Origin of the sequence: Micromonospora sp. NPDC006431 (assembly GCF_042870725.1) — a bacterium.
Lineage (GTDB): Bacteria > Actinomycetota > Actinomycetes > Mycobacteriales > Micromonosporaceae > Micromonospora.
On the sequence record NZ_JBIAHQ010000024.1, the window covers coordinates 1 to 22902 of the forward strand.

The window sequence follows — 22902 nt, forward strand, 5'->3', positions numbered from 1 at the left end:
CCCAGGATCGCCAGCGACGTCACGCTCTTACCCGAACCCGACTCCCCCACAATGCCGAGGGTGCGACCCCGCTCCACCGAGAACGACACCCCATCCACGGCACGGACCACCCCGTCCTCGGTGTCGAACCCCACCCGCAGGTCCGCCACCCGCAGATAGGGACCCTCGCCCGAGCGGGGCGCCGGTAGCTTCACCATCTCGATCCCTCCGTTCAGTTCAGCCGGACCCGCGGGTCGATGACCGCGTAGAGCACATCGACCACGATGTTGGCAACCACGATGAACACCGCCGCCAGCAGCACGGTCGCCATGACCACCGGCAGGTTGAGGAACTGCACCGCCTCCACGGTCGCCTTGCCCAGCCCCTGCAGACCGAAGATGGTCTCGGTGATGAACGTCCCGCCGAGGCTGGTGCCGATGTCCAGGCCGGCGATGGTAACGATGGGCGTGATCGCGGCCCGCAGCGCGTGCCGGGTGTGCACCTGCCGCGTGGAGAGCCCCTTGGCCCGGGCGGTCCGCACGAAGTCCTCCGACAGCGTCTCCAGCATCTGCGCCCGGGACAGCCGGGCGTACAGCGCCGAGTTGAGGAAGCCGAGCGTCATCCAGGGCAGCAGCAGGCCCACCGCCCACCGGGCCGGGTTCTCGGTCAACGGGGTGTAGCTGGGGAACGGCAGCAGCCCGGTGGCGTACACCAGCAGGTAGAGCAGGATCAGCCCGAAGAAGTAGACCTGCATTGACGCCCCGGCCAGGGTGATGCCGATCGCGGCCCGGTCGAAGACCGTTCCGCGGCGCAGCGCCGACACCATGCCCAGCGAGACGCCCAACGCCAGCCAGAGCACCGCGCCACCGAAGACGATGCTGAAGGTGACCGGGAGGCGCTGGGTGATGATCTCCGTGACCGGCTGGTTGTTGCGGAACGAGTAGCCCAGGCAGGGTGCCGGGCAGTCCTGCCGGAAGTCCCCCGAGCCGTACGTGCGGCCGACGAAGACCCCCTTGACGAAGTCCGCGTACTGGCGGGGCAACGGCTGGTCGATGCCGAGCCGCTGCTCGACCTGGGCGATGTCCTCGGTGGTGCAGTTCTTGCCGCACATCACCTTGGCCGGGCTGCTCGGCACCGCGAAGAAGAGACCGAAGGTGACCAGGCTGATGACCGCGAGGGTCACCGCGGCGACGAGGAGCCGCCGGAGGACGAAACGGAACACGGGAACACCTCCCCGATGGACGGTGGGGGCGGCCCGGACGAGGGCCGCCCCCACGGCGGTCACTGCTTCACGTAGATGCCGTTGAGCGAGATGATCCCGAAGGCGTCGCTGAGGAAGGCGTTGCCGACCTTCGACCCGTGCAGCTCGTAGGCGGCGTCGTAGTAGCAGGGCACGACCGGGACGTACTCCCGCATGATCTTCTCGTCCAGGGCCATCCACCCGGCGTCCTGCTCGGCGGCGGGCAGGTTACGGACCCGGTCGACCTCGGCGCTGATCGACGGCTCGTTGAGGTACGAGACGTTGTTGTTCCCCTCGGCGACGATCTCCCGCCCGTCGTACACCGGCGGGATGACGGTCGAGCCGGTCGGCCAGTCCGAGCCCCACCCGCTGATGTAGAGGTCGTACGGGTTGTTCTTGCGGCCGATCTCGTCGTAGTAGCTGCTGCTCTCGATGGGCTTCATCACGATGTCGAAGCCCATGTCGGTGAGGTTCTTCCGGATCGCCTCGGCCTGCTGGGTCCGCAGCTCGGTGTTGGAGTGGGCGAAGACCAGCTTCGGGCGCTTGCCGGCGAGCAACTCGGTGACCTTGGCCTTGTCACCGGTGACCGGGGCGGTGAAGACGTCGTACTTCTTCCAGCCGGCCGTGGTCGGCGACATCAGCGTGGTGGCCGGGGAGCCCGCGGCCTGCCCACCGATCGCCTTGAGCGCGGCGTCCTTGTCCACGGCGTAGTTCAGCGCCTTGCGGACGTTCAGGTCGGTGACCCGCTGGGTGTTGATGTTCAGCACCCAGGTGTACTGCGTCGGGCCCTTGGCGACCCGCTCGACGACGCCGGCGGTGGTGGTCCGGGGCAGTACGGCCGGCGGCACGTCGGTCCAGCTCAGCGCGGCCTGGTCGGCCGGGGCGTCGGCGACGAGCCGCTCGGCGATCTGCGCCTGCTCCAGGCCGAAGGTGATCCGGATGGCGTCCGGGTACGCGTTGCGGATGGGGTCGGTCTTCGGGTCCCAGTTCGGGTTGCGCTCCAGTTCCAGCGCCACGTCGCGCTGGTACGACTTGACCTTGTACGGCCCGGAGGAGAAGGGCCGCAGGTCGTAGTTGGCCCGGGTGTCCTTGGCGGCGGGCACGGGCGCGCTGGTGGGCAGCGCGGCGGCGTACGGCAGGTCGCAGTGCGCCTCCGGGAAGGTGAACCGGATGGTCCGGTCGTCGGGCGTCTCGATGCCGTCCGGCGCCGGCTTGCCACCGTCGTACGGCCCCTGGTACTTCGCGTTGTACGCCCCACCCGGGTAGAGCCACTGCTGGATGTAGTGCGGCCCCTCGTTGAGGTTGGACGCGAACGAGCGGGCGATGCCGTAGGCCACGTCCTTACTGGTCACCGGGGAGCCGTCCTCGTACTTCACCCCCTCCCGCAGGGTGAACTCCCACACCTTGCAGTCCTTGTTGACGTCCTTGCCCGGATCGGTGGCGAGGTCGCCGACGAGCAGCAGCTTGCCGGTGCCGTCCTCCTTGTAGCCGTTGAGCGCCCGGTAGAGGAGCCCGCCGGTGACCTGCTGCACGTTGACGTAGTTACGGGCCGGGTCGAGGTGCTCGAAGTCGGAGTTCTGCATGATGGTGAGGGTGCCGCCGCGGGCGGCCCCGTCGACCGCCTTCGCCGGGCCCTGGTTGTCGGCGGGCTCGTAGGAGACCGAGCCGGTCTGGGTCTTCGTCTTGTCGTCGCCGCCACCACCGCTCTCGGTGGTCGGGCTGCAACCGGCGGCGACGAGCGCCGCGGCGAGGACACCGGTGGTCAGTGTCCGGGTTCGTGCTCGCACGGTGTGCTCCCTTCCCGCCCGGCGGCCCCCGCCGGCCGGGCGTGTTTGATGGCCGGGGGTTACCGGGTCGACCGGGGATCCAGCGAGTCGCGCAGGGCGTCACCGAAGAGGTTGAACGCCAGGACCAGCAGGAAGATCGTCAATCCGGGGAACAGGGTGTACCAGGGGTCGCTGGCCACGTAGCCGATGCTGTTGTAGATCATCCGGCCGAGGTCAGGCGTGGGTTCGGTGACGCCGATGTTGACGAAGGCCAGGGCGGCCTCGATGGCGATGAACTGCGGCACGTTCAGCGAGACCGTGACCAGGATCGGGGCCCAGATGTTCGGCAGCAGTTGCCGGAACAGGATGTGCCCGGTGCCGGCGCCGGCGGCCCGGGCGGCCTCGACGAACTCCCGCTCGCGCAGGGAGATCACCTGGCCGCGGACCAGCCGGGCCGTGTACGTCCAGCTGAACAGGCCGAAGGTGGCGATGATCAGGGCGACCCGGAAGGCCGGCGGCGGCGCCTCCCGCTCGGTGTAGAAGCGGTCCTGCAGGATCGGGATCACCGCCAGGGCGAAAATGAGGAACGGGAACGCCAGCGTGAGGTCGACCAGCCAGTTGATGACGCTGTCCAGCCAGCCGCGCGCCCACCCGGCCACCACACCCACCGTCACCCCGATGACCGACGCCAGCAGGGCCGAGGTGAAGGCGATGAACAATGACGTCCGCAGTCCGTACACCAACTGGAGCAGGATGTCCCGACCGCTGCCCGGTTCGAGTCCGAGCCAGTGTTCGGAAGTGATGCCGCCGGCGTAGCCGATCGGCATTCCGAAATCGTTGAGCCGATTCACGAACTTGTCCGTCGGGTCCATTCCGGTGAGCCAGCCGAGCAGCGGCGCGCAGAGGGCGACGAGGGCGGCGACGACCAGCGTCAGGGCGCTGAGCCGGGCGGTCCGGTCCCGCTTGAGCCGCAGCCAGGCGAGCTGATTCGGCGACCGGCCGACGATCTCCCGCCGGCCGGCCTGGGGCGGGGATTCGGTTTCGACGGCGACGTCCGGGGCGGCCGGGTCACCGGGCACGGTCAACGACGGTGGGTGGGACATGTCGCTCATGAGGAGCCCTCCCGACGGCGACGAAAACGTCCTGCCACCCGACGGTAAACCGCTGGGGAACGACGAATTGAATCGTTACGGTAACGGCCGGATCGGTTGTCAGACATTGACAACGATCTGATTTACGAAATGACTCGGTGCAATAACGGACCGATTTGGTTGTCATCCGTTCGGCCATCTTCCCGGCAGTTTCCGAATACGCTGCGGCGGACCCGCCTTCCGGTTGTCACCCGTTCGGACATTCCCACCGGCCCGCACCCGGCTCTCCCTCGCCCCGACCCGGCGACCGCCGGCCGGCTCGCCGCTCGCGTCGTCGGTGACCTCGACGCCCTGGCTGCGGACCCGGGCGCCGCCCGGCTCAGCGGCCGAGCGAGATGGAGGCCCGGTTGATGTAGCCGACCTGGACGGCGAAGGCCGCCAGCACCACCACCACGCCGACCGCGATCGCCAGGCCGGGTGCGGCGCCGGACAGGCCGCTCAGCAGGGTGGCGCCGAGCCCGATCAACAGCGCGTTGACCGCGCCGACCAACGCGGCCGCGGTGAGCAGCATGTGCCGGCGGCCGGGCCGGCTGCCCACTGCCGCCCACTCCGCCCGCGTGCCGCCACCCTGGGTCAGGGCGTCGGCGAAGAAGTCCTGGTCCTCGGCGAACCGCCGGTGGTACCAGGCGCGGATGCGCTGGATCCGCTGCAGGTCCACCTCGTTCTCCACCATGCTCTGCACCAGCCGGGCGAAGGTCAGCAGCCCGGTGATCACCAGGGTCGGCAGCACGGCGCCGAGGTACGGCCGCAGCAGGTGCCCGCTGCTGGAGACGAAGCCCAGCCCGATCAGCGCGGCGGAGAGCACCGACATGAAGATCGTGGCCCGGCCAACCGACTCGGTTATGGTGGCGCTGCGGGAGGTCTGGAGCACGAAGTGCTCGGTGGTGACGGCGGTGAGCAGGGCCTGCTCCCGCGTCTGCTCGTCCATCCCCGCCGCCTCCTTCGTCACTCCACGATACGGAGCAACGCCGCATCCCGGGGCAGAACGGGCAGGGGGTCGCCCCGCCCGCCGTCCAGCCACGGCCGGGGCGGGACAATGGCATCCGGATGCGGCGGTGGTGGCCGGTGGTGGCGAGACGATGGGAGGCCGGGCAGGGTGTCCGAGGCGGCGGAACGGCAAGCGGTGGCGAGTGGGGGGCGTGAGCTGCAGGCCGACTGTGCCCGGTGCTTCGGAATCTGCTGCGTCGCGCCCGCGTTCGCCGCCTCCGCCGACTTCGCCATCGACAAGCCCGCCGGGCAGCCCTGCCCGAACCTGCGCCCCGACTCCCGCTGCGGCATCCACCGCGACCTGCGGCAGCGGGGTTTCCCCGGCTGCACGGTCTTCGACTGCTTCGGCGCGGGCCAGCACGTGGCGCAGGGGACCTTCGGCGGGCGGGACTGGCGGGCGGACCCGGCGAGCGCCCGGCGGATGTTCGACACCTTCACGGTGATGCGGCCGCTGCACGAGCTGCTCTGGTACCTCACCGAGGCCCTGGCGCTGACCCCGGCCGGCCCCCTGCGGGACGACCTGGCGGCTGCGCTGGCCGAGACCGGGCGGCTCACCGACGGCACACCGGACGAGCTGCTCGCGCTGGACGTCGACGCGCAGCGGGACCGGGTCAACCAGCTGCTGTCCCGGGCCGGCGCGCAGGCCCGGGCCGGGCGGGAGGGCGTGGACCGGCGCGGGGCGGTGCTGATCGGGGCGGACCTGCGCCGGGCCGGGCTGTCCGGGGCGAACCTGCGCGGGGCCTGCCTCATCGGCGCGGACCTGCGGGGCGTGGACCTCGGCCCGGCCGACCTGACCGGGGCGGACCTGCGCGGCGCCGACCTGCGCGGCGCCGACCTCGGGCGCTGTCTCTTCGTGCACCAGTCGCAGCTCGAGGCGGCCCGCGGCGACCATCGGACCGTCCTGCCACCCCGCCTGCGCCGGCCCGCGCACTGGTCGCTGGCGGTCACCCCCGTCCAGCCCTCGCGCGGGCGACCCGGCTCCGCACGCCGCCGGCGCTGACCGACCCCGGATGCGGCATCCCGGGCCGTCCCACCGCGCGGACCCCGCGCCCTGCCGCACACCGAGTGGATCACGCGGGACGTGGGAACTGCTCGCCCCCGATACGGCGTTCGCCCTGCGCCGAGGGGAGCCGGCCGGGCGGTGCCGCACGTTTCGGGGCGCCGGAGCGGGGTAGCCGGAGTCGGCGTCACCTCGGGCGACGCGGGTGACGCGGCACCGACGGGAGGCGGACGGGTGAAGTATCGGGTACGCCAGGGCAAGCAGCCGGTCGATCCGGCGCACGCCGAGGACGAGGCCGGTCAGGCCCGGCTGGTCCAGGTCGACGCGGACACGGACGTACCGGCGCCGGAGCCGGGCACACCGAAGCCGGACGTGGTCACCGAGGACGACGGTTCCGGGGTGGCCGGTGGGTCGTCGGGCACCAGCGCCGGCGGCTCGTCGATGCCGACGCACCCGGATGCGCCCCGCTGACCGGGGCGTTTACCCACGAGCGACGCGGGCAGGAGTTCGACATGACGAGTGAGCATTTCGGCCGCGCGCCCACGGACGAACCGGACGGCGCCACCGCGTACGAGGCGTCGCTGCGACCGCCGGGCGAATCCCTGCACACCACCGACGACACCGGCGACGACTTCGCCGACCTGCCGGCCGAGGATCGACGCTCCGCCCGGGAGACGAGCCGGGCGGGCTACGACGTCGACCAGGTCTCGGGCACCGGCGAGCTGCCGAACGTGGAGTGATCCGGCCGGGACGGCGGGTCGAGGCTGATCGCGCCGGACGGGCAGAGGTCGACGGCCCGCCGGACCCGGTCGGCTGCGTCCGGCGCGGGCTCGGCGCGGCGGAGCACCACGAGGCCGTCGTCGTCGTCCTGGTCGAAGACCTCCGGCGCGGTCACCACGCAGTTGCCCGACCCGCAGCAGCGGTCCCGGTCCACTCTTATCCGCACGGCCGCCGCCTCGGTCACCAGGTCACCGGCAGCGCGTCGAGGCCGAAGACGACCGAGGTGTCCCGGGTCGGCAGCCGCCCGGCCTCCGTGCCGGGGCGCAGCCGGGGGAACCGTCGGGCCAGTTCCACCAGGGCGACCCGCAGTTCCGCCCGCGCGAGGGGCTGGCCGATGCACTGGTGCACGCCGAACCCGAACGCCAGATGCTGCTGCGCCTGCCGGTACGGGTCGAACTCGTCGGCCGCGTCGAAGACCCCCGGGTCCCGGTTGGCCAGGGAGAGCACCCCGATCGCGCCCTCCCCCGCCCGAATGAGCTGCCCGCCGATCTCGACGTCCTGCACGGCGAGCCGGGGTAGGCCGGTGCGGACGATGCTCAGGTAGCGCAGCAGTTCGTCGACCAGACCGTCGGCGTGCCCGGGGTCGTCGCGCAGGGCGGCGTACCGGGCGGGGTGGCGGAGCAGCAGCAGAGTGCTCAGCCCGATCATGTTGGCGGTGGTCTCGTGGCCGGCGATGAGCAGCAGCACCGCCATGCCGACCAGCTCGTCGACGGCGAGTTCGCCGGTGTCGACCCGGTCCCGGGCCAGGCGGCTGAGCAGGTCGTCGGTGCGGTCCCCGGCGGCCACCTTCGTCTCCACCAGCCGGTGCAGGTAGTCGCGCAGCTCCCGCACGTGCAGCTGGACCCGGTCCGGTGGCGCGTCGCGGTCGATCAGGGTCCGGCTGCGTTGCTGGAAGAAGTCGTGGTCGGCGTACGGGACGCCGAGCAGGTGGCAGATCACCATCGAGGGCACCGGCAGGGCGAAGTGCGCCACCAGGTCGGCCGGCGGGCCGGCGTCGCGCAGCCCGTCCAGGGCCCGGTCGACGGTCTGCTGGATCAGCGGCTCGATCCGCCGCACGTTCTTGATCATGAACTCTGCGGTGAGCATCCGGCGCAGCCGGGAGTGCTCGCTTCCGTCCATCCGGATGAAGCCGCCCCGCCGGTCGCTGGGCGTGCCGGGGGCGACCCGGCGCAGCAGGGGGAAGCCCGGTCGGCTGAGGTCGGCGCTGAAGCCGGGGTGGCGCAGCAGTTGCCGGACGTCGGCGTGCCGGGTGACCAGCCAGGCGGTCGCGTCGGTGGGGAGCCGGACCCGGGTGACCGGTCCGGAGAAGCGGTGCCGCTCCGCCGCGTCGAGCGGGACGAGCGGGTCGCGGTCGAGGTTGATCGGCGGCCACAGGGGCAGGTCGGTGAGCGGCGCAATGGTCACGCGGACACCTCCGGGGCGACTGTCCGTGACGGCATCGATCCGCTACGTTACTCATCGACGGGGTTCGACACAACCCGCCGGCGTCAGCGGGCGGCGACCGCCTCCGCCCGCGCCTCGACCATGCCCCGGTTGGCCAACGCGTCGGCCCGCTCGTTCTCCGGGTGTCCGTTGTGGCCCTTCACCCACAGCCAGGTCACGTCGTGCCGGGCGCAGGCGGCCTCCAACCGCTGCCACAGGTCGGCGTTCTTCACCGGTTGCTTCGCCGCGGTCAGCCAGCCGTTGCGCTTCCACGAGGCGAGCCAGCCGGTGATGCCGTTGCGGACGTACGTGCTGTCGGTGTGCAGGCGCACGGTGACCGGTCGGGTCAGGCTCTCCAGCGCCTGGATGGCGGCGGTCAGCTCCATCCGGTTGTTCGTCGTCGGCGTCGCCTCGCCGCCGCACAGCTCGCGCTCGTGGTCGCCCCAGCGCAGCACGACACCCCAGCCGCCGGGACCGGGATTGCCGCTGCACGCCCCGTCGGTCCAGATCTCCACGACCCTGCCGCTCACGTCGTCCGCCATGCCGGCAACCTACCCGGTACGCCCGCCGGCGCGAGCATCCGACCCGGCCGAGCCGGGTCCCGGAAAAGCCCGCGACACCCGCCCGACGGCCTGGCAGGGTGACCGGTCGTGGACGGACGTTGGGACGGCCGGCGGGCCGCGGTACGCACGACGATCGACGAGCTGGTCACCTCCGGCCGGGAGGCCGGAGTGCAGGTGGCCGCCTACCTGGACGGCGAGCCGATCGTGCAGGAGCAGGCCGGCCTGGCCGACCCCGCCACCGGGCGACCGATGACCGCCGACACCCCGATCCACGCGGTCTCGACCGGCAAGGGGCTCACCGCCACCGTGGTGCACGTGCTGGCCGAGCGCGGGCTGCTCGACTACGACCTGCGCATCGCCGACGTGTGGCCGGAGTTCGCCCGGCGGGGCAAGGACGGGATCACCCTGCGGCACGCGCTCACCCACACCGCCGGGCTGCCCGCGCTGCCGGCCGACACCACCCCGGAGGACTTCACCGACTGGGACCGGATGTGTGCCGTGATCGCCGACGCCGAGCCGCTGTGGGCGCCGGGCGCGCGACTGGCGTACCACGCCTGGACGTTCGGCTGGATCGTCGGCGAGGTGGTCCGGCGGGTCACCGGCCGGCCGATCTCGCAGGTGCTCGCCGAGGAGGTGGCCGGCCCGCTCGGCGTGGCCGGGGAGCTGTTCCTCGGGGTGCCGGAGGCGGACCTGCCCCGGCTGGCCCGGCTGGAGGACGCCGGCCTGACCGCGATGATCGCGTACGCGAGCGCGCACCTGCCGAACTTCGACGCGGTGGCCCCGCCCGGCGTCCGACCCGACGCGACCATCGGCAGCCGCCCCGACGTGCTGCGCGCCGACGTGCCGGCGGTCGGCACGATGAGCGCCCGCGCGGTCGCCCGGATGTACGCGGCCCTGCTCGGCCCGGTCGACGGCGTACGGCTGATCTCACCTGAGCGCCTGGAGGAGGTGTCGGCGGTGGCGGTCCGCGCCGAGGACTGGGTGTTCGGGCAGGAAGTGACCTTCGGCCTCGGGTACGCGGTCGACGGCGACGGGTCGTTCGGCACGGCCGGCAGCGGCGGGAGCCTGGCGTTCGCGTACCCGGCGTTGGGGCTGACGGTCGCGGCGGTGCGCAACCGGCTCGGAGCGGGCGACGGCGACCCGATGGAGGGCCTGCGGACGCTCGTGCGCGACGCGGTGGTCGCCGGATCCGCCTGAGCGGACCGCTTCCCGACCTTGGAAAGCCGAAAACGTTCCACCCAGATCAACCTATGATCACCGATCATCGATCATCGAATCGGTCAGCCTGGACGGGGTCATGCAGGCCCCCGGGCGCCCAGACGAGGACACCCGGGACGGCTTCACCCGGGGGCGGCTGGGCGGTCCCCTACAACCACCCGGTTCTGGGCCGGAAGATGGGCGAGGGCACGACCTCGACCGGCCCGCTGCTGCTCGGCCGGCGCACCTACCTCGACTTCGCCGGCTACTGGCCCCGGCAGACCGACAACCCGTTCACCCCGGTGCTCGACGCGCTGCCCAAGTACGTCGCCTCGACCACGTTGGCCGACCCGCTGCCGTGGGTGAACTCTCATCTGCTCCACGGCGACGTGATCGAGGCGGTGACCGAGCTGAAGGCGCAACCCGGGCCGGACATCGCGGGGCTGGGCAGCGGCGAGTTGGTCCGCTCGCTGCGCCGGCACGGGCTGGTCGACGCGTACGTGCTGCTGATCCATCCGCTGGTGCTCGGCACCGGGCGGCGGCTGTTGCCGCGGGCGATGACCACGGCGCACTGCGGCTGGTGGACAGCGTCAGCACGACCACCGGCGTGGTGATCGCCACCTACGAGCCGGCCTGACCGGCCGCGCGCGACCCGGCCTCGGGCACCGGGGTGGGGGTCGGGTCGCGGCGCAGCCGGGCGCGAAGCCGGTCGACGGCGTCGCCGAGCACCGCGCCGGTCATCGGCAACAGCGGGCTGGACCGCATCACCGCCAGCTCCTCCGCCGGTGAGGTGGTCCCGTCGAGGAAGCGCAGCACCCGCTCCGGCGGGTTGCGGTCGAACAGCCGGGCGAAGAACTCGACCCCGCCGACGTGTCCCCGGTCCAGGGCGCGCAGCGCCACCGCGTCCAGCCACCGGTGCCGCCGAGGGTACGCGGGCGCCGGCACCGGCGCCTGGCCGGCGGCGAGCGCCCGGGCGATCTGGTCGGCCTGCCGGAGCATGGCGGCGAAGGTGAACCCGGTCGACGGTCGGGTGGCGCCGCCGGCGGTGCCGAGCCGGACCACCCGGGGCGACGGGCGGGGCAGGAACGGGCCGTCGGTCATCGGGATGATCCCGTTCTCCACCTCGCGCACCCGCAGCGCGGTCAGGTCGAGGCCGAGTTGGGCGGCGTACCCGCGCAGCGCCGCGTCGTACCCGGCGTCGGTGAGTTGGGCGGGTGAGAACTCGGTGTACTCGACCAGCGCGTACCGGTCGTCGACCGGTAGCACGTAGCCGAAGGAGACGCCCCGGACGGGCTGCGGAGTGCGGAAGTCCATCAGCACCGCCCGGTCCGGGTCGAAAGTGGGCCGGTCGGCCGCCAGCCACCAGCCGCGGAAATGCTGCAACCAGGTGGTCCGCCCGGGCCGCTCGGGCGGCCGTGGCCGCGAGTCGAGCACCCAGCCGGCCCGGACCAGCACCCGCCCGGCCGGGTCGCACACGGTCACCCGGTGGCCGTCGTCGTGCAGCGCCCCGGCCGGCGCGCCGATCCGCACGGCGCCGAGGCGGCGTTCGGCCGCGGCAGCCCGGTCGTAGACCGGGGCGGAGCGGAGCATGGCGTACCGCAGCGGGTCGAGCGACAGGACCCGGCGGCCCGCGGGCGTGACCACGTCGACCCGTGACCAGCTGGCGGTCAGCAGCGGGTCGAGGTCGCCGCCCGGGGTGCCCCAGAACGCCCAGGTGCGATCCTGTCCCCGCTTGTGCACGGGGTCCACCACGGCGACCCGCAGGCCGGTCAGGTCGTGCCGGTCCAGGGCGGCCAGCACCAGCGAGGCGGCGCCGCCGCCGCCCACCAGCGCGAGGTCGACGTCGACCGGGGACGGGTTCACCCGCCCACGCTGTCACATCCCCGTGCCCGTGCGGCGCGGCCCCCACGACGCGCCGCCCGACCAGGCGGGCAGCGAGGCCGCTCAGGCGACGCTCGCCGGGGTTTCCGGCGCCGCGGGGGCCGAGCCGGATGCGTACGCGGCGGCGACCGTCGCCCGGTCGAAGACCCGCCAGGTCACCGCGATCACCACCAGCGCGACCACGAAACCCACCCAGTACGGCGCGGTGATCCCGAACCGGTTGGCGACCACCCCGCCGAGCAGCGCGCCGACGCAGTTGCCGCCGGCGGCGAGGAACAGGTTCGTGCTGCCCACCCGGCCCAGCAGCGCGGGTGGGGTGAGCCGCTGCCGCAGCGAGTTCGCCACCATGTTCCACAGCGCGCTGTGCACCCCGAAGACGAACAGCGCCAGCCCGACGACCACGGCGCTGCGCGAGGCGGCCAGGGCCAGGTGCAGACCGGCCTCGATCAGCAGGCCGATCCGGATCGTCCAGGTCGCGGTGATCGCGGCGACGAGCCGGTCACCGACGGCCGAGCCGAGCAGCCCACCGATGGCAATGCAGGTGAACAGCGCGCCGTAACCGACCGAGCCGAGACCCAGCCGGTCCGTGGCCAGCAGCACCAGCACCGCCAGGGCGGCGGTGAGGGTGACGTTGAGCATGCCGATCAGCAGGGTCATGGTGCGCAGCAGCCGCTGCGAGAGCAGCCACCGGAACCCCTCGGCGACCTCGGCGCGGACCGAACGGCGCCGGCCCGGCTCCAGCGAGGCGCGGTACGTCCCGGCGAGCAGCCCGACCAGCACGGCGCTGAGGGCGTACGTGCCGGCGTTGACGCCGAACGGGATGGCGGGGGCCACCACGAAGAGAAAGCCGCCGAGCGGGCCGGCGACCATGTTCTGCATGACCTGGGTGCCGCCGCCGAGCCAGCCGTTGGCCCGTTCCAGCCGCGACCGGGGCACCACCGCCGGCACGACCGCCTGGGCGGCGGTGCGGAACACCACCTCGCCGGTGTTGACGACGAACAGCACCGCGTACAGCAGTGCCACCCCGGCCCGGTCGGTGACCATCGCGGCGGCCAGCACCATCAGCACGGCCACCCGCACCCAGTCGATGACCACCATGAGCCGGCGCCGGTCCACCCGGTCCACGAGCACCCCGCCGGGCAGCGCGAACAGCAGCCACGGCAGCCACGCCACCGCGGCGCCCGCCGACACGATCAGCGGATCGTCGGTCCGCGACGCGACGTACAGCGGCGCGGCCACCGTCGCCATCCCGCTGCCCAGCGCCGACATGGTGCTGGCCGCCCAGAGCCGCGCGAAACGCGCGCCCAACCGTTCCCCCGCAGTCCCCGTCACGGCCAGCGAACCTACCAGTGGTCGCGGGTTCCGCCGACCGGGTTACGGTGCCGGATCCGTCCACCGCACCACCGCCGCTTGTGCAGGTCGTGGAATCACGCCCGCCACCACCATTGGACGCCACGGTGGATGGGAAGATCACGCATGCCCGTCACCAATCCCTGGCTCGCCGGTCCCGCCCCCACCGCCCGCCTCGACCGGGAGCGCCTGGAGGAGCGGATCCTCAACCTGCTGTCGTCGCAGAACATGTGCGTGCTGGCCACCACCGGCCCGGACGGTCCCCTCGCCACCCCGGTGCGCTACTTCCACCTCGACTTCACCCTGATGTTCACCGCCGCGGCGACCTCGCCGAAGATGCGCAACCTCGCCGCCGACCCGCGCGTCTCCATCGGCGTCTTCGCTCCCCTGGTCGGGCAGGCCAGCAGCCGCGGCGCGCAGGTCTTCGGCCGGGCCCGGGTGCTCCATCCCGGTGACCCGGAGTTCGAGCACCACTGGCCGGCGTACCGGTGGCAGGCCGACCACGTGGAGCGGTCCCGGCAGCTGGACGAGCCGCCGACCGGGCCGCTGGTCGTGGTGCCGGCGCAGCGGATCGTCTACACCGAGCACTGGCTGCGCCGCGACGGGTACGCGCCGCGCCAGTTCTGGCGAACCGCCGAAGGGTGACCGCCGAGTGGACGGCAGGCGGCGCACCGTCAGCCGGTGCGGCCGGCGCCCACCAGGGCGGTGCCCAGCGAGGTACGCCAGTAGAGCACTTCCCGGCCGGACCGTCGTCTGGTCACGGCGCCCGCGTCGAGCAGCACCCGCAGGTGGTCGCCGACCGTGCCGAGGGACAGGCCGGTGAGGGCCACCAGGTGCGAGGTGCTCAACGGAGTGTCCAACCGGGCCAGGATGGCCGCCCGGTTGGCGCCGATCAACCGCTCCAGTCCGTCCGGCGCCACCGCCCCGGCGTCGGCCAGCACCCCGCTGGCCGCGTAGACCATGCCGAACCGGGTGGGCCGGTCCCACACCACCCAGCCCCGGGCGCAGTGCGCCGGGACGAAGACGAGTTGCTCGGCCTGGTCGAGCGGCAACGGCGGAGCCGGGTAGTCGTTGACCTGGAGGCAGCCGTCACCCACCCAGCGCACGTTGCGGTTGAGGTCGGCGAAGACGCCCGCCCAGCCGTACGCGCTCAGCCGCGCGGTGCGGGCCACGATGTCGGCGCGCAGCCGGCGTTCCCGCTCCGGCCACTCGGGCTGGACGGTGTGCGTCCAGACCCAGTCCAGCAGGCCCACCACCTGGTCGGTGAGTCCGTCGCCCAGCAGCACCTCGGCCAGCGGCCCGGGCCGGGTCGCCCGCAGGTCGGCCCGGACCTGCTCGTCGCCGCGCCGCGCGACGGCCGCCAACTCCTCGGCGAACGTCGGGTTCGCCGCCTCGGGGGCGAGGGTGAGGAAATCGGCCGTCCACCGGGGCTGGAACGACGCCGCCAGCAACGCCCGCACCACCGGCCGGTCGGCCACCATCCGCTGGAACGCCTCGGCGTACGGCCGGCGCCAGGCCCGCTGCCAGGGTCGACGCGGATCGTTCAGCGCCCGCAAGGCGGCGACCGTGTCGGTCATCGGGGAGACCGTGAACCGGCTCCGCGCGAGCAGGTCCGCCGGCACCTGCCAGACACCCATGTTTCGCCTCCAGGCGTAACTCTACGGGCCCGGCGCGCCGGCCTGAAGGATCCTCGGCGTGAGGACGTACTCCGATCTCTTCGCGGTCCGCGAGTTCCGGAACCTGTTCGTCGCCAACTGCGCCGGCCTCGCCGCGCACACCACCTCGGCGCTTGCGCTGGGCTCGCTGACCTACGCGGCGACCGACTCCGCCCTGCTCACCGCGCTGAGCGTGTTCGGCGCGCCGCTGGCCGGCGTGCTCGGCAGCCTGACCCTGCTGTCCGCCGCCGACAGCCTGCCACCGCGCCGGGCGTTGACCCTCGCCGCGCTGATCGCCACCGCCGGCGCGGCCCTCCAGGCGGTGCCGACTCTGCCGCTGTGGGCCCGGTTCGCCATCATCTTCGGCACCGCGTACGCCGGCTCGATCACCAGCGGCGCGCGCTGGGCGATGATCAGCGACATGCTGCCGCCCGGCGCGTACGTGCTCGGCCGGTCGACGATGAACACGAGCGTCGGCGTCATGCAGATCGCCGGTTTCGGGGCGGGTGGCGTGCTGCTGGTCTGGCTCAGCCCGTACCAGGTGTTCCTGATCGCCGCGGCGCTGCGGGCCGTGGCCACCGCGCTGGGCTGGTTCGGCCTGGCCAAACGACCGGCCCGGGCGAGCGAACGGGCGTCGACGGCCCGCACGCTGCGGATCAACCGGGAACTGTGGGCCGACCCGCGCCGCCGGTCGCTCTACCTGAACCTGTGGGTGCCCAACGGTCTCGTGGTGGGCTGCGAGGCGCTGTTCATCCCGTACGCCGGGGAGCGGGCCGGCTTCCTGTTCGCCGCGGGTGCCCTCGGCATGCTCGCCGGTGACGTGGTGGTGGGGCGGTTCCTCACGCCGGCCCAGCGGGACTGGGCCGTCCGGCCGCTGCGGTTGCTGCTCGCCCTGCCGTACCTCGCCTTCGTGCTGCACCCGGCGCTGCCGCTGGCGATGCTCGTCGCGCTCGTCGCCTCGGCCGGTTTCGCCGCGTCGCTGCCGTTGCAGGAGCGGCTGATCGCCCACTCACCGGAGCAGATGCGGGGACAGGTGCTCGGCCTGCACCAGAACGGCATGATGGCCGGCCAGGCGGTGTTCGCGGCGCTGGCCGGGGTGATCGCCGACCGGCTGCCGGCCAGCTGGGCCGTGGCGGCGATGGCCGGGCTGTCCCTGGTAGCCACCGTGGCGCTCACCCGGGGCCTGCGGCAAACCGAGGCCGCGTCTGGGGCTGAGCCGGAGGCGGCACGCCCTCTTGCCCCGACGCCCGACGGACGTTAGGAGGCCGCCCCTCCCCCACCGGTCCGGGCGAGGATCGGACGGTCAGGGTACACCTGCCTCACCGCCGCCGCCGCTGGCCCGCGCAGCCGGGGCGATGCTCACCTCAGCGGGCGGAAGTGGTGCCGGACCAGGTACGCCGTGGTCTGCAGGCCGATCCGCGCCCCCTGCAGGTCGGCGCTGCGGGTGTGGATGCCGCCCCACACCCGGGCGTCGATGACCTCGGTGAGCGCCTGCGAGAAGCTGCTGAAGTGTCTTCTCGTGCCGGAGTCGCTGCTGTAGGCGCTGAAGGCGATGTCGTCCCGGCCGAAGAAGTACGCCAACGCCGACATGGTGGCGCCGGTGTTGCAGGTGTGGCCGGACGTGTAGTCGGGGTGCGGCGGCGTGACCAGCAGCGGTGTCCAGGCGGGATCGGCGACCGTACCCGGGTTGCCGTCGGTGTCGCCCAGGCGGATCGCGGTGATGGGTCGCCAGCGGTTCCACGTCTCCTTCTCGTTGAAGCAGGCGATGACCGCGTCCGCCTCGGCGAGGTCCACCATCGCGAACATGCGTGCCGCCTGGAGAGCGTTCAGCCGCTGGGTGGTCACGAGTTGGCGCTTGATCTCCCACTCGCCCAGGCGCCGGTCGTGCCACCAGATCGCCGCCTCGGTCTGGTCGGTGGTGCGGACCGTGCTGGTGGCCGAGCCCACCGTCTTGACCTCGTTGTAGTCACTGGCGTACTGCGCGCTGGTGAGCGCGGGCGGGCCGGAGGTGCGGAAGACCGACGCGCGGGGAAGGACGAACGGCGTCATGTGGCCGACCCAGCCGCCGTCGTTGGCGAACGACGGTGGCGTGGGTCGCCACTGGCCGGGCTCGGTCCCGACGGGGAAGGTCTGCGGACCGAAGGAACCGTCGTCGCGTCGGGCGTCGATCATCGCGGCGGCGGCCCGCGCGCCGATGTCGATCCCCCGTTGTCTGGCGGGGCCGGCCGGGATCGCGGCGAGTGACTCGTCGTACTTCGCGCGGAGGGCGCCGTGCTGCTCTGGGAAGATCGCGTCGAGCACCCGGTACGCCGCGGCGGCCACGGCGGCGTCGACGGACTCGGAGCCGTCGGCCGGCGGTGCGGTCAGGTATGGCTGGTACGGCGTGCCGGCGATGGCGTTCACCGCGTCGTAGATGGCGCCGTGCACCATCGCGGCACCGCGCGACTGCACCTGTGGCGCCTGCTGTGCGGTGTCCCAGATCGCCGTCTCGGCGTGGCGATCCCAGGTGAGCACGGCTTGCGCCGACCCGGTCGCCCCTGCGGCCTGCGCGGCCGGCGATGCGACCGCGAGCGAAGACCCGGCGGCCAGGACGGCGGCGACGATCGCGGATGTCGCTCTGCGCGCGGTGCGAACCCTGCTTGTCATGATGTTTCTCCTTGCTGCTTCCGACCCGTCAGTTCACCCCGTGTCACGAGGCCACAGCATTGAGCAACATGACTATAGGGGCTCGCATCGGTGCCGGTCGATAGGTCAGATGGCCGCCGCCCCCCTGCGGGATACTGCCCGGCATGCGCGTGCCGTTCCCGGAGCCCGGCCCGTCGTCCGACGTGCCCGCCCTGTTCCTCACCTATCTCGACTACTACCGGGGCACGGTCGCCGACCGGCTCGCCGGGCTGACCGACGCGCAGGCCCGCACCGCCCGGGTGCCCTCCGGCTGGACGCCGGTCGAGCTGGTCAAGCACCTGACCTTCATGGAGCGGCGCTGGCTGGTCTGGGGGTCCTCGGCGAACCGGTGCCGGACCCGTGGGGCGACCGCGCCGACGACCGCTGGCACGTCGGCCCGCACGAGAGGGTCGCCGACCTGGTGACCGCCCTGCGCGGGGGCGGGGCACGGACCCGGCAGATCGTCGAGGCGACCCCGCTGAGCACGCCCGCCACGCTGGGCGGCCGGTTCACCGACGAGGCCAGCCGGCCGACGCTGGCCGCGATCCTCTTCCACGTCCTGCAGGAGTACGCCCGGCACGCCGGTCACCTCGACATCGTCCGCGAGCTGAACGACGGACGCACCGGGGAGTGACCGGCGGGCCTGGCGTCCCGGTCACCCGGCGACGCCGACGTGGCGCAGCTCGGCCTTGCGAGCCTTGCCGCTGACCGTCATCGGGAAGGCGTCCGTCCCTGCTTGAGGCAGATCTTCAGCCGGCGGGGGTCACATCCGCTAAGGCATCCTAGGAGGCTGGGTTCCCCGTCTCGCAGTGCCGCCACTGTTCCGGTGGACAGGCAGCCATCCGGCTGCCTATGGTGAAGAAAGGCAACCTTCTGGCTGCCTTTATCGAGGGTGGGTGAGCGGTGGACGAGGTGTTCCGAGCGCTGGCGGACCCGAGCCGCCGCCGGCTGCTCGACAGCCTGAACGTCCGCAACGGGCAGAGCCTGCGCGAACTGTGCGCCGGGCTCGACATGACCCGGCAGTCGGTGAGCAAGCACCTCGCCGTGCTGGAGGCGGCCGGGCTGGTGACCACGACGCGACGGGGGCGCGAGAAGCTGCACCACCTCAACGCGGCCCCGATCAACGCCGTCGCCGACCGCTGGATCGGCCGGTACCACCGCGAGCGGGCGCGTGCCCTCGCCGACCTGCAGAGAGCATTGGAGCGGGAGCCCATGGAGAACCCCACGTTCGTCTACACCACTTACATCCGGACGACGCCGGAGCAGCTCTGGCGGGCGCTGATCGAGCCGGAGTTCACCCGCCGCTACTGGGGCGGGGCGGCGCTGGTCTCCGACTGGCGGGTCGGGTCGCCGGTGCTCTGGCAGGACGCGCCCGACGCGGAGCCGAAGGACATCGGCCAGCGGGTGCTGGTGGCCGAACCGTACCGCCTCCTCTCCTACAGCTGGCACGGCTTCCAGCCCGAGCACGCGGCCCACTTCGGCTGGTCCGACGAGGAGCTCGCCGAACGCCTCCGGGAACGGCGGTCGAAGGTGACCTTCGACCTCGCGCCACACGGCGAGGCGGTCCGGCTGACCGTGACCCACGACGACTTCTCCCCCGACAGCGAGATGCACCGGGCGATCAGCGGCCAGCTCGACGGCAGCGGCGGCTGGCCGGAGTTGCTGGCCAGCCTGAAGAGCCTGCTGGAGACCGGCGAGCCGCTGCCGGAGCCGCTCCCGGCCGGCTGACCACGCGACCAGCGTCACCGTCGCCGCCGTACCCACTCCCCCACCCAGCGGCCCGAGCGGTCGAAATGTTCGCGTCGGCCACCGCCGCGACGGGTGGTGGGGCAAACGGCACGGAGGGTCTCCAGGGCCGGTTGACCGCCCACTCACCGCCACGGCCGAAGCAGAACGGCGGGCCGGCCCGGAACCGGGCAGGCGGCGCAACGGGTGCCGCGGCGTCCGGGTGCTCCGGGCGCGGGTGGGCGGGCATGTCCGGCGCTGCCCGGCGGGAGGGAGGACACGTGACGGCAACGAGGATTTCTCATTTACGCCGAGTGACCGCCGCAACCCTCCTAGTGTTGGCCACACCGGTGCTAGTCACGGAGTTGGCCACCCGAACGGCGTCCCACGCAGTCAGCGGACGAAAAGTGAGGGAAGACGCGGATGAAGGCACAGAGAATTCTCGGATCGGCGGCGGTCGGCGTGGGCCTCGGCACACTCCTGCTCCCGGCCGCCGCGCTCGCGGACACCACGGTCTCACCCGCGACCACCCCGGTCGGCGGGACGGTCGTGCTCACCACGACGGAGTGCAACCCGAAGGACGGTGACGCGATCTTCCACGTCACCGGGCCCAACCGGGACGAGAACGTGCGGTCCACCACCGCCGCGGCTGGCGGCGGACTGAGCGCGGAACTCTTCACCGCCGGGTTCACCCTCGGCACGTACACGGTCAGCACGACCTGCGGCAACGGCAGCAACGGCGGGACGGCCACCTTCACCGTCATCGCGATCGGCGCCACGCCGATCGGCGGCGCCCCGGCCGGGGCCGGCGGCAAGGGCGGCGACACCGGGGTGCTCGCCGCGGGCGGCGCGCTGGCCGCCGCGGCGGTCGCCGGCGGGACGTACGTGCTGGTGCGCCGCCGACGGCGCGCGACCACCGTCGCCTGACGGCCTCGCCACACCATCCCTGAGCGAGGGTGCCCGCGCCGGACGACAACCGGCGCGGGCACCGCTCCCACGTCGGACGGAGGTGGGCACCTGTCGCCACAGAGCAGCCCCGGGGACGGGCCGTCGAAGGCCCGGACCGCCGCCATCGTCGCCGCGGTGACCATCGCCGGTGCCACCGGCGCCGGAATGGTCGCCGCCGGTCTCGGCACCACCTCCCCGCGGCCACCGCAGCCGGGCGCCGCAGTGGCCCCGACCGCCGAACGTTCCGGCCCGTCCGGGCCGGTGCTCCCCCGCTCCGACCCGGTCCGCGTCACCATCCCCCGCATCGGCGTCGACGCCGGCATCATCCCGGTCGCCACCGACGCCGACGGCGCGCTGGAGGTGCCGCCGCTGGAGTACCCGGAGATCGTCGGCTGGTATCGCCCCGGCCCCACCCCGGGGGAGGCGGGCAACGCGGTCATGGTCGGGCACGTCGACTCGGAACACGGCCCGGCGGTCTTCTTCGACCTGGGTCGGCTCCGTCCGGGCGACACCGTCCGGGTCACCCGCGCCGACGGCCGGGTCGCCACGTTCACGGTGGACGGTGTCGGGGCGTACCCGAAGGACCGCTTCCCCACCGACCGGGTGTACAGCGGCGGCACGGACGCCCGGCTGCGCCTGATCACCTGCGGCGGCCGGTTCAACCCGCGTACCGGCAGCTATCCGGACAACATCGTCGTCTTCGCCACCGCCACCCGCTGACGGCAGCCGGACACCACCGGCCCCTTCCCACGCCGTACCGTGGGCCGTCAGTTCCCGGCGGACGGCTCCCGGTCGCGGCGCGGCAACGCGCCGAGCTGGAGTTGCCGAAGGAGGTGCGCGGTGGACCGGTCGGCGGCACGGACCCGGCAGCGTGGACGGCGGTTGCCCGCCCTGCTCGCCCGCCTCTATCGCCGCGACCCAGACCGCGGTGGCCGGCATCTACGGCATGAACTTCGCCCACATGCCTGAGCTGGGCTGGCGGTACGGCTACCCGGGTGCCGTGCTGGTGATGGCGCTGGCCGCGTTCACCCTGTACCGGCTGTTCCGCCGCTCCGGCTGGCTGTGAGGGCACCCGGTCTGTCCAGGTCGGACAGTTCCTGGTCGAGCAGTTCGGCGAGGCGGGCCACCCGCCACGGGTCGGACTCGGCGGTGATGCCGCGACTGGGCATCTCCACCGTCATCAGCAGGTACAGGTACATCCGGTACAAGCTCAGGCGGCGACGCGTTCCGGTGTCCAGGGGGAACGGCGCGATCGTCCGGTAGGCCCGCACCACGGGGTCGTCCAGCTCGTCCTCGGTTCGCCGGAACAACAGCGGCGACACCAGGTCCATCAGCGGGTCGCCCCACAGGTATCGCTCGCCGTCGACCAGACCGCTGAGCCGGGGCGTACCGTCCGGGCCGGCGACCGCGAGCACGTTGCCCGCCCAGCCGTCGAAGTGCAGCAGCGCCGGGCGGCGTACCGCGTCGAGCACGGGAGCGTGCCGGTCGACGAGCTCCCGGACCCGGTCCGCCGGCACCGGCAACGGCACCCGCCAGTCCGCCGCGTCGGCGAGCAGATCGTCCAGCATGGCCAGATACGCGCCCCGCCAGGTGTCGGCGCCCGCGCAGCCGCCGTCGTAGCCGTACCGGTCACCGGTGATCCCGTGCACGGCGGCCAGCGCGACGCCGAACTCGGCCCGGACCTCGTCGGTGTCGTCGCCGGCCTGGGTCAGCTCCCACAGGCTGCGGCCGGGCAGCAGGCCGGTGAGCAGCCAGTCACCCAGCACCGGGTCGCTGCCGTGGTGAAGCAGCGGCGGGACGGGAACAGCGGGCGCGCGCTCGGTGACCAGCCGCAGGTAGCGGGCCTCGGCGCCGACCATGTCGTGCTCGTAGCGCAACAGCGGCACCTGTGCCGGCGGCCCCACCTTGAGCACCACCGCGCGCCCGTCGGCCAGGTTCACCCACCAGACGGCGGCGAAGCCGCCGCCGGTCATCGGCCCGCATCCGGTCACCCGGGGCGCGGGGCCGAGGGACGCGGCGACGTACCGGCGGACCATGTCCGGGTCGAGGCGGCGTTGCGTCGGGCTCATCCGGCCGCCCACCCCGTCCGGCCGCTGCGGATCCCCGTCGTCAGCTCCATGTTCCGTCCCACGCTAACGGTTCCGCCGCCCCGGCGGTGTCCCGCGACCACCGTGCGGGCCGCGCCGGTCCCTCTCGCGGGGAGCACGTGCGGGCGTCGCTCAGCCCTCGATCGGCCGGCGGGTCCGGGCTCGCTTCAGCTCGAAGAACCCGTCGGTGCCGGAGACCAGCAGCACCCCGTTCCAGAGCCGGCCGGCGTCCTCGCCGCGCGGGATCGGCGCCACCACCGGCTCGAAGAACGCGTCCACCCGTCCGTCGGGGCCGGTGACGTAGATGGTCGGGGTGCCGCGGTCCTCGCCGACCGGTGCCAGGAAGAGAGCCGATCCGGACCTCCGCCACTGGGCCAGTTGCGGCTAGGCCGGATCACCTCCGCGTTTGGTCGCCCGGTTCGGGGGAAGACACCGGCCCGCCGAGCGTGCCGGCCGGCGGACGCCCGGGCGTCCCCGGGCCACCGGCGCGGACGACGCAGCCGAGGA

At 73.1% G+C, this 22902-nt stretch carries 25 protein-coding genes and 2 pseudogenes; 13 read left to right on the plus strand and 14 right to left on the minus strand.

The window, feature by feature from the left end:
- The 5 genes from ACFYM6_RS29555 to ACFYM6_RS29575 form a co-directional block, all read right to left on the minus strand.
- Positions 1-197: ATP-binding cassette domain-containing protein (locus ACFYM6_RS29555; RefSeq protein ID WP_387280741.1), on the minus strand; the 197-nt coding region annotated here is incomplete at its 3' end.
- A 14-nt stretch (positions 198-211) separates the two neighbouring features.
- Positions 212-1201, minus strand: coding sequence for an ABC transporter permease (locus ACFYM6_RS29560; protein WP_357447378.1), 990 nt, complete (start codon positions 1199-1201; stop codon positions 212-214).
- 59 nt (positions 1202-1260) lie between these two features.
- Positions 1261-3006, minus strand: coding sequence for an ABC transporter substrate-binding protein (locus tag ACFYM6_RS29565; protein ID WP_387280742.1), 1746 nt, complete (start codon positions 3004-3006; stop codon positions 1261-1263).
- 59 nt (positions 3007-3065) lie between these two features.
- Entirely contained in the window at positions 3066-4097 is a 1032-nt protein-coding gene (locus ACFYM6_RS29570) for an ABC transporter permease (RefSeq protein WP_387280743.1), read from the minus strand.
- A 358-nt stretch (positions 4098-4455) separates the two neighbouring features.
- Positions 4456-5064: a hypothetical protein gene (locus ACFYM6_RS29575; protein WP_387280744.1), complete on the minus strand. Its 609-nt coding sequence runs from the start codon at positions 5062-5064 to the stop codon at positions 4456-4458.
- A 168-nt stretch (positions 5065-5232) separates the two neighbouring features.
- On the opposite strand from ACFYM6_RS29575, the gene ACFYM6_RS29580 reads away from it, so the two are divergent.
- The 3 genes from ACFYM6_RS29580 (at position 5233) to ACFYM6_RS29590 (ending at position 6863) form a co-directional block, all read left to right on the plus strand.
- Positions 5233-6123 (plus strand): pentapeptide repeat-containing protein, encoded by an 891-nt coding sequence (locus ACFYM6_RS29580; RefSeq protein WP_387280745.1) that lies wholly within the window; start codon positions 5233-5235, stop codon positions 6121-6123.
- Positions 6124-6357: 234 nt separating this feature from the next.
- Entirely contained in the window at positions 6358-6594 is a 237-nt protein-coding gene (locus tag ACFYM6_RS29585; protein WP_387280746.1) for a preprotein translocase YidC, read from the plus strand.
- 41 nt (positions 6595-6635) lie between these two features.
- Entirely contained in the window at positions 6636-6863 is a 228-nt protein-coding gene (locus ACFYM6_RS29590; protein WP_357447365.1) for a hypothetical protein, read from the plus strand.
- Here the strand turns inward: ACFYM6_RS29590 and ACFYM6_RS29595 are convergent.
- The 3 genes from ACFYM6_RS29595 to rnhA form a co-directional block, all read right to left on the minus strand.
- Positions 6812-7087 carry a ferredoxin gene (locus ACFYM6_RS29595; RefSeq protein WP_387280747.1) on the minus strand — a complete coding sequence of 92 codons (276 nt, stop codon included), beginning with the start codon at positions 7085-7087 and terminating at the stop codon, positions 6812-6814. The two genes, ACFYM6_RS29590 and ACFYM6_RS29595, sit on opposite strands and share 52 nt — an antisense overlap.
- Entirely contained in the window at positions 7084-8307 is a 1224-nt protein-coding gene (locus tag ACFYM6_RS29600) for a cytochrome P450 (protein ID WP_387280748.1), read from the minus strand. The genes ACFYM6_RS29595 and ACFYM6_RS29600 overlap by 4 nt, the downstream gene beginning before the upstream one ends.
- A gap of 83 nt (positions 8308-8390) precedes the next feature.
- A complete protein-coding gene (gene rnhA / locus ACFYM6_RS29605) occupies positions 8391-8867 on the minus strand; it encodes a ribonuclease HI (protein ID WP_387280750.1) in 477 nt (158 codons plus the stop codon).
- Between the two features lie 108 nt (positions 8868-8975).
- On the opposite strand from rnhA, the gene ACFYM6_RS29610 reads away from it, so the two are divergent.
- The gene (locus ACFYM6_RS29610; protein WP_387280751.1) at positions 8976-10085 is read left to right on the plus strand and encodes a serine hydrolase domain-containing protein; all 1110 of its coding nucleotides are present in this window, start codon (positions 8976-8978) and stop codon (positions 10083-10085) included.
- A 197-nt stretch (positions 10086-10282) separates the two neighbouring features.
- The gene (locus tag ACFYM6_RS29615) at positions 10283-10699 is read left to right on the plus strand and encodes a dihydrofolate reductase family protein (protein WP_387280752.1); all 417 of its coding nucleotides are present in this window, start codon (positions 10283-10285) and stop codon (positions 10697-10699) included.
- Positions 10700-10706: 7 nt separating this feature from the next.
- Here ACFYM6_RS29615 and ACFYM6_RS29620 read toward each other — a convergent pair whose 3' ends face one another.
- Entirely contained in the window at positions 10707-11948 is a 1242-nt protein-coding gene (locus ACFYM6_RS29620) for a lycopene cyclase family protein (protein ID WP_387280753.1), read from the minus strand.
- Between the two features lie 81 nt (positions 11949-12029).
- The gene (locus ACFYM6_RS29625) at positions 12030-13298 is read right to left on the minus strand and encodes an MFS transporter (protein ID WP_387280754.1); all 1269 of its coding nucleotides are present in this window, start codon (positions 13296-13298) and stop codon (positions 12030-12032) included.
- A 144-nt stretch (positions 13299-13442) separates the two neighbouring features.
- On the opposite strand from ACFYM6_RS29625, the gene ACFYM6_RS29630 reads away from it, so the two are divergent.
- The gene (locus tag ACFYM6_RS29630) at positions 13443-13961 is read left to right on the plus strand and encodes a pyridoxamine 5'-phosphate oxidase family protein (RefSeq protein ID WP_387280755.1); all 519 of its coding nucleotides are present in this window, start codon (positions 13443-13445) and stop codon (positions 13959-13961) included.
- 29 nt (positions 13962-13990) lie between these two features.
- Here ACFYM6_RS29630 and ACFYM6_RS29635 read toward each other — a convergent pair whose 3' ends face one another.
- Positions 13991-14953 (minus strand): helix-turn-helix domain-containing protein, encoded by a 963-nt coding sequence (locus ACFYM6_RS29635; RefSeq protein WP_387280756.1) that lies wholly within the window; start codon positions 14951-14953, stop codon positions 13991-13993.
- Positions 14954-15011: 58 nt separating this feature from the next.
- Here ACFYM6_RS29635 and ACFYM6_RS29640 point away from each other — a divergent pair, with 58 nt between their 5' ends.
- Positions 15012-16232, plus strand: a complete 1221-nt coding sequence (locus tag ACFYM6_RS29640) for an MFS transporter (RefSeq protein ID WP_387280758.1) — start codon at positions 15012-15014, stop codon at positions 16230-16232.
- Between the two features lie 98 nt (positions 16233-16330).
- Here the strand turns inward: ACFYM6_RS29640 and ACFYM6_RS29645 are convergent, their stop codons facing one another.
- Positions 16331-17617 (minus strand): vanadium-dependent haloperoxidase, encoded by a 1287-nt coding sequence (locus tag ACFYM6_RS29645; RefSeq protein ID WP_387280759.1) that lies wholly within the window; start codon positions 17615-17617, stop codon positions 16331-16333.
- 143 nt (positions 17618-17760) lie between these two features.
- Here ACFYM6_RS29645 and ACFYM6_RS29650 point away from each other — a divergent pair, with 143 nt between their 5' ends.
- The 6 genes and pseudogenes from ACFYM6_RS29650 to ACFYM6_RS29675 all read left to right on the plus strand — a co-directional run.
- A complete protein-coding gene (locus ACFYM6_RS29650) occupies positions 17761-18060 on the plus strand; it encodes a DUF664 domain-containing protein (RefSeq protein WP_387280760.1) in 300 nt (99 codons plus the stop codon).
- Positions 17985-18269, plus strand: a complete 285-nt coding sequence (locus ACFYM6_RS29655; protein ID WP_387280761.1) for a DUF664 domain-containing protein — start codon at positions 17985-17987, stop codon at positions 18267-18269. The genes ACFYM6_RS29650 and ACFYM6_RS29655 overlap by 76 nt, the downstream gene beginning before the upstream one ends.
- Positions 18270-18538: 269 nt before the next feature.
- A complete protein-coding gene (locus ACFYM6_RS29660; protein WP_387280762.1) occupies positions 18539-19363 on the plus strand; it encodes an ArsR/SmtB family transcription factor in 825 nt (274 codons plus the stop codon).
- 420 nt (positions 19364-19783) lie between these two features.
- Entirely contained in the window at positions 19784-20287 is a 504-nt protein-coding gene (locus ACFYM6_RS29665) for a hypothetical protein (protein ID WP_387280763.1), read from the plus strand.
- A gap of 186 nt (positions 20288-20473) precedes the next feature.
- Positions 20474-21028, plus strand: a complete 555-nt coding sequence (locus ACFYM6_RS29670) for a class F sortase (protein ID WP_387280835.1) — start codon at positions 20474-20476, stop codon at positions 21026-21028.
- Between the two features lie 181 nt (positions 21029-21209).
- A pseudogene (locus tag ACFYM6_RS29675) lies at positions 21210-21374 on the plus strand (CorA family divalent cation transporter); the annotation flags it as partial.
- On the opposite strand, the gene ACFYM6_RS29680 reads toward ACFYM6_RS29675, so the two are convergent.
- The gene (locus ACFYM6_RS29680) at positions 21334-22377 is read right to left on the minus strand and encodes a phosphotransferase family protein (RefSeq protein ID WP_387280764.1); all 1044 of its coding nucleotides are present in this window, start codon (positions 22375-22377) and stop codon (positions 21334-21336) included. The pseudogene ACFYM6_RS29675 and the gene ACFYM6_RS29680 overlap by 41 nt on opposite strands.
- Before the next feature lie 150 nt (positions 22378-22527).
- A pseudogene (locus tag ACFYM6_RS29685) lies at positions 22528-22737 on the minus strand (disulfide bond formation protein DsbA); the annotation flags it as partial.
- Positions 22738-22902 lie beyond the last annotated feature (165 nt).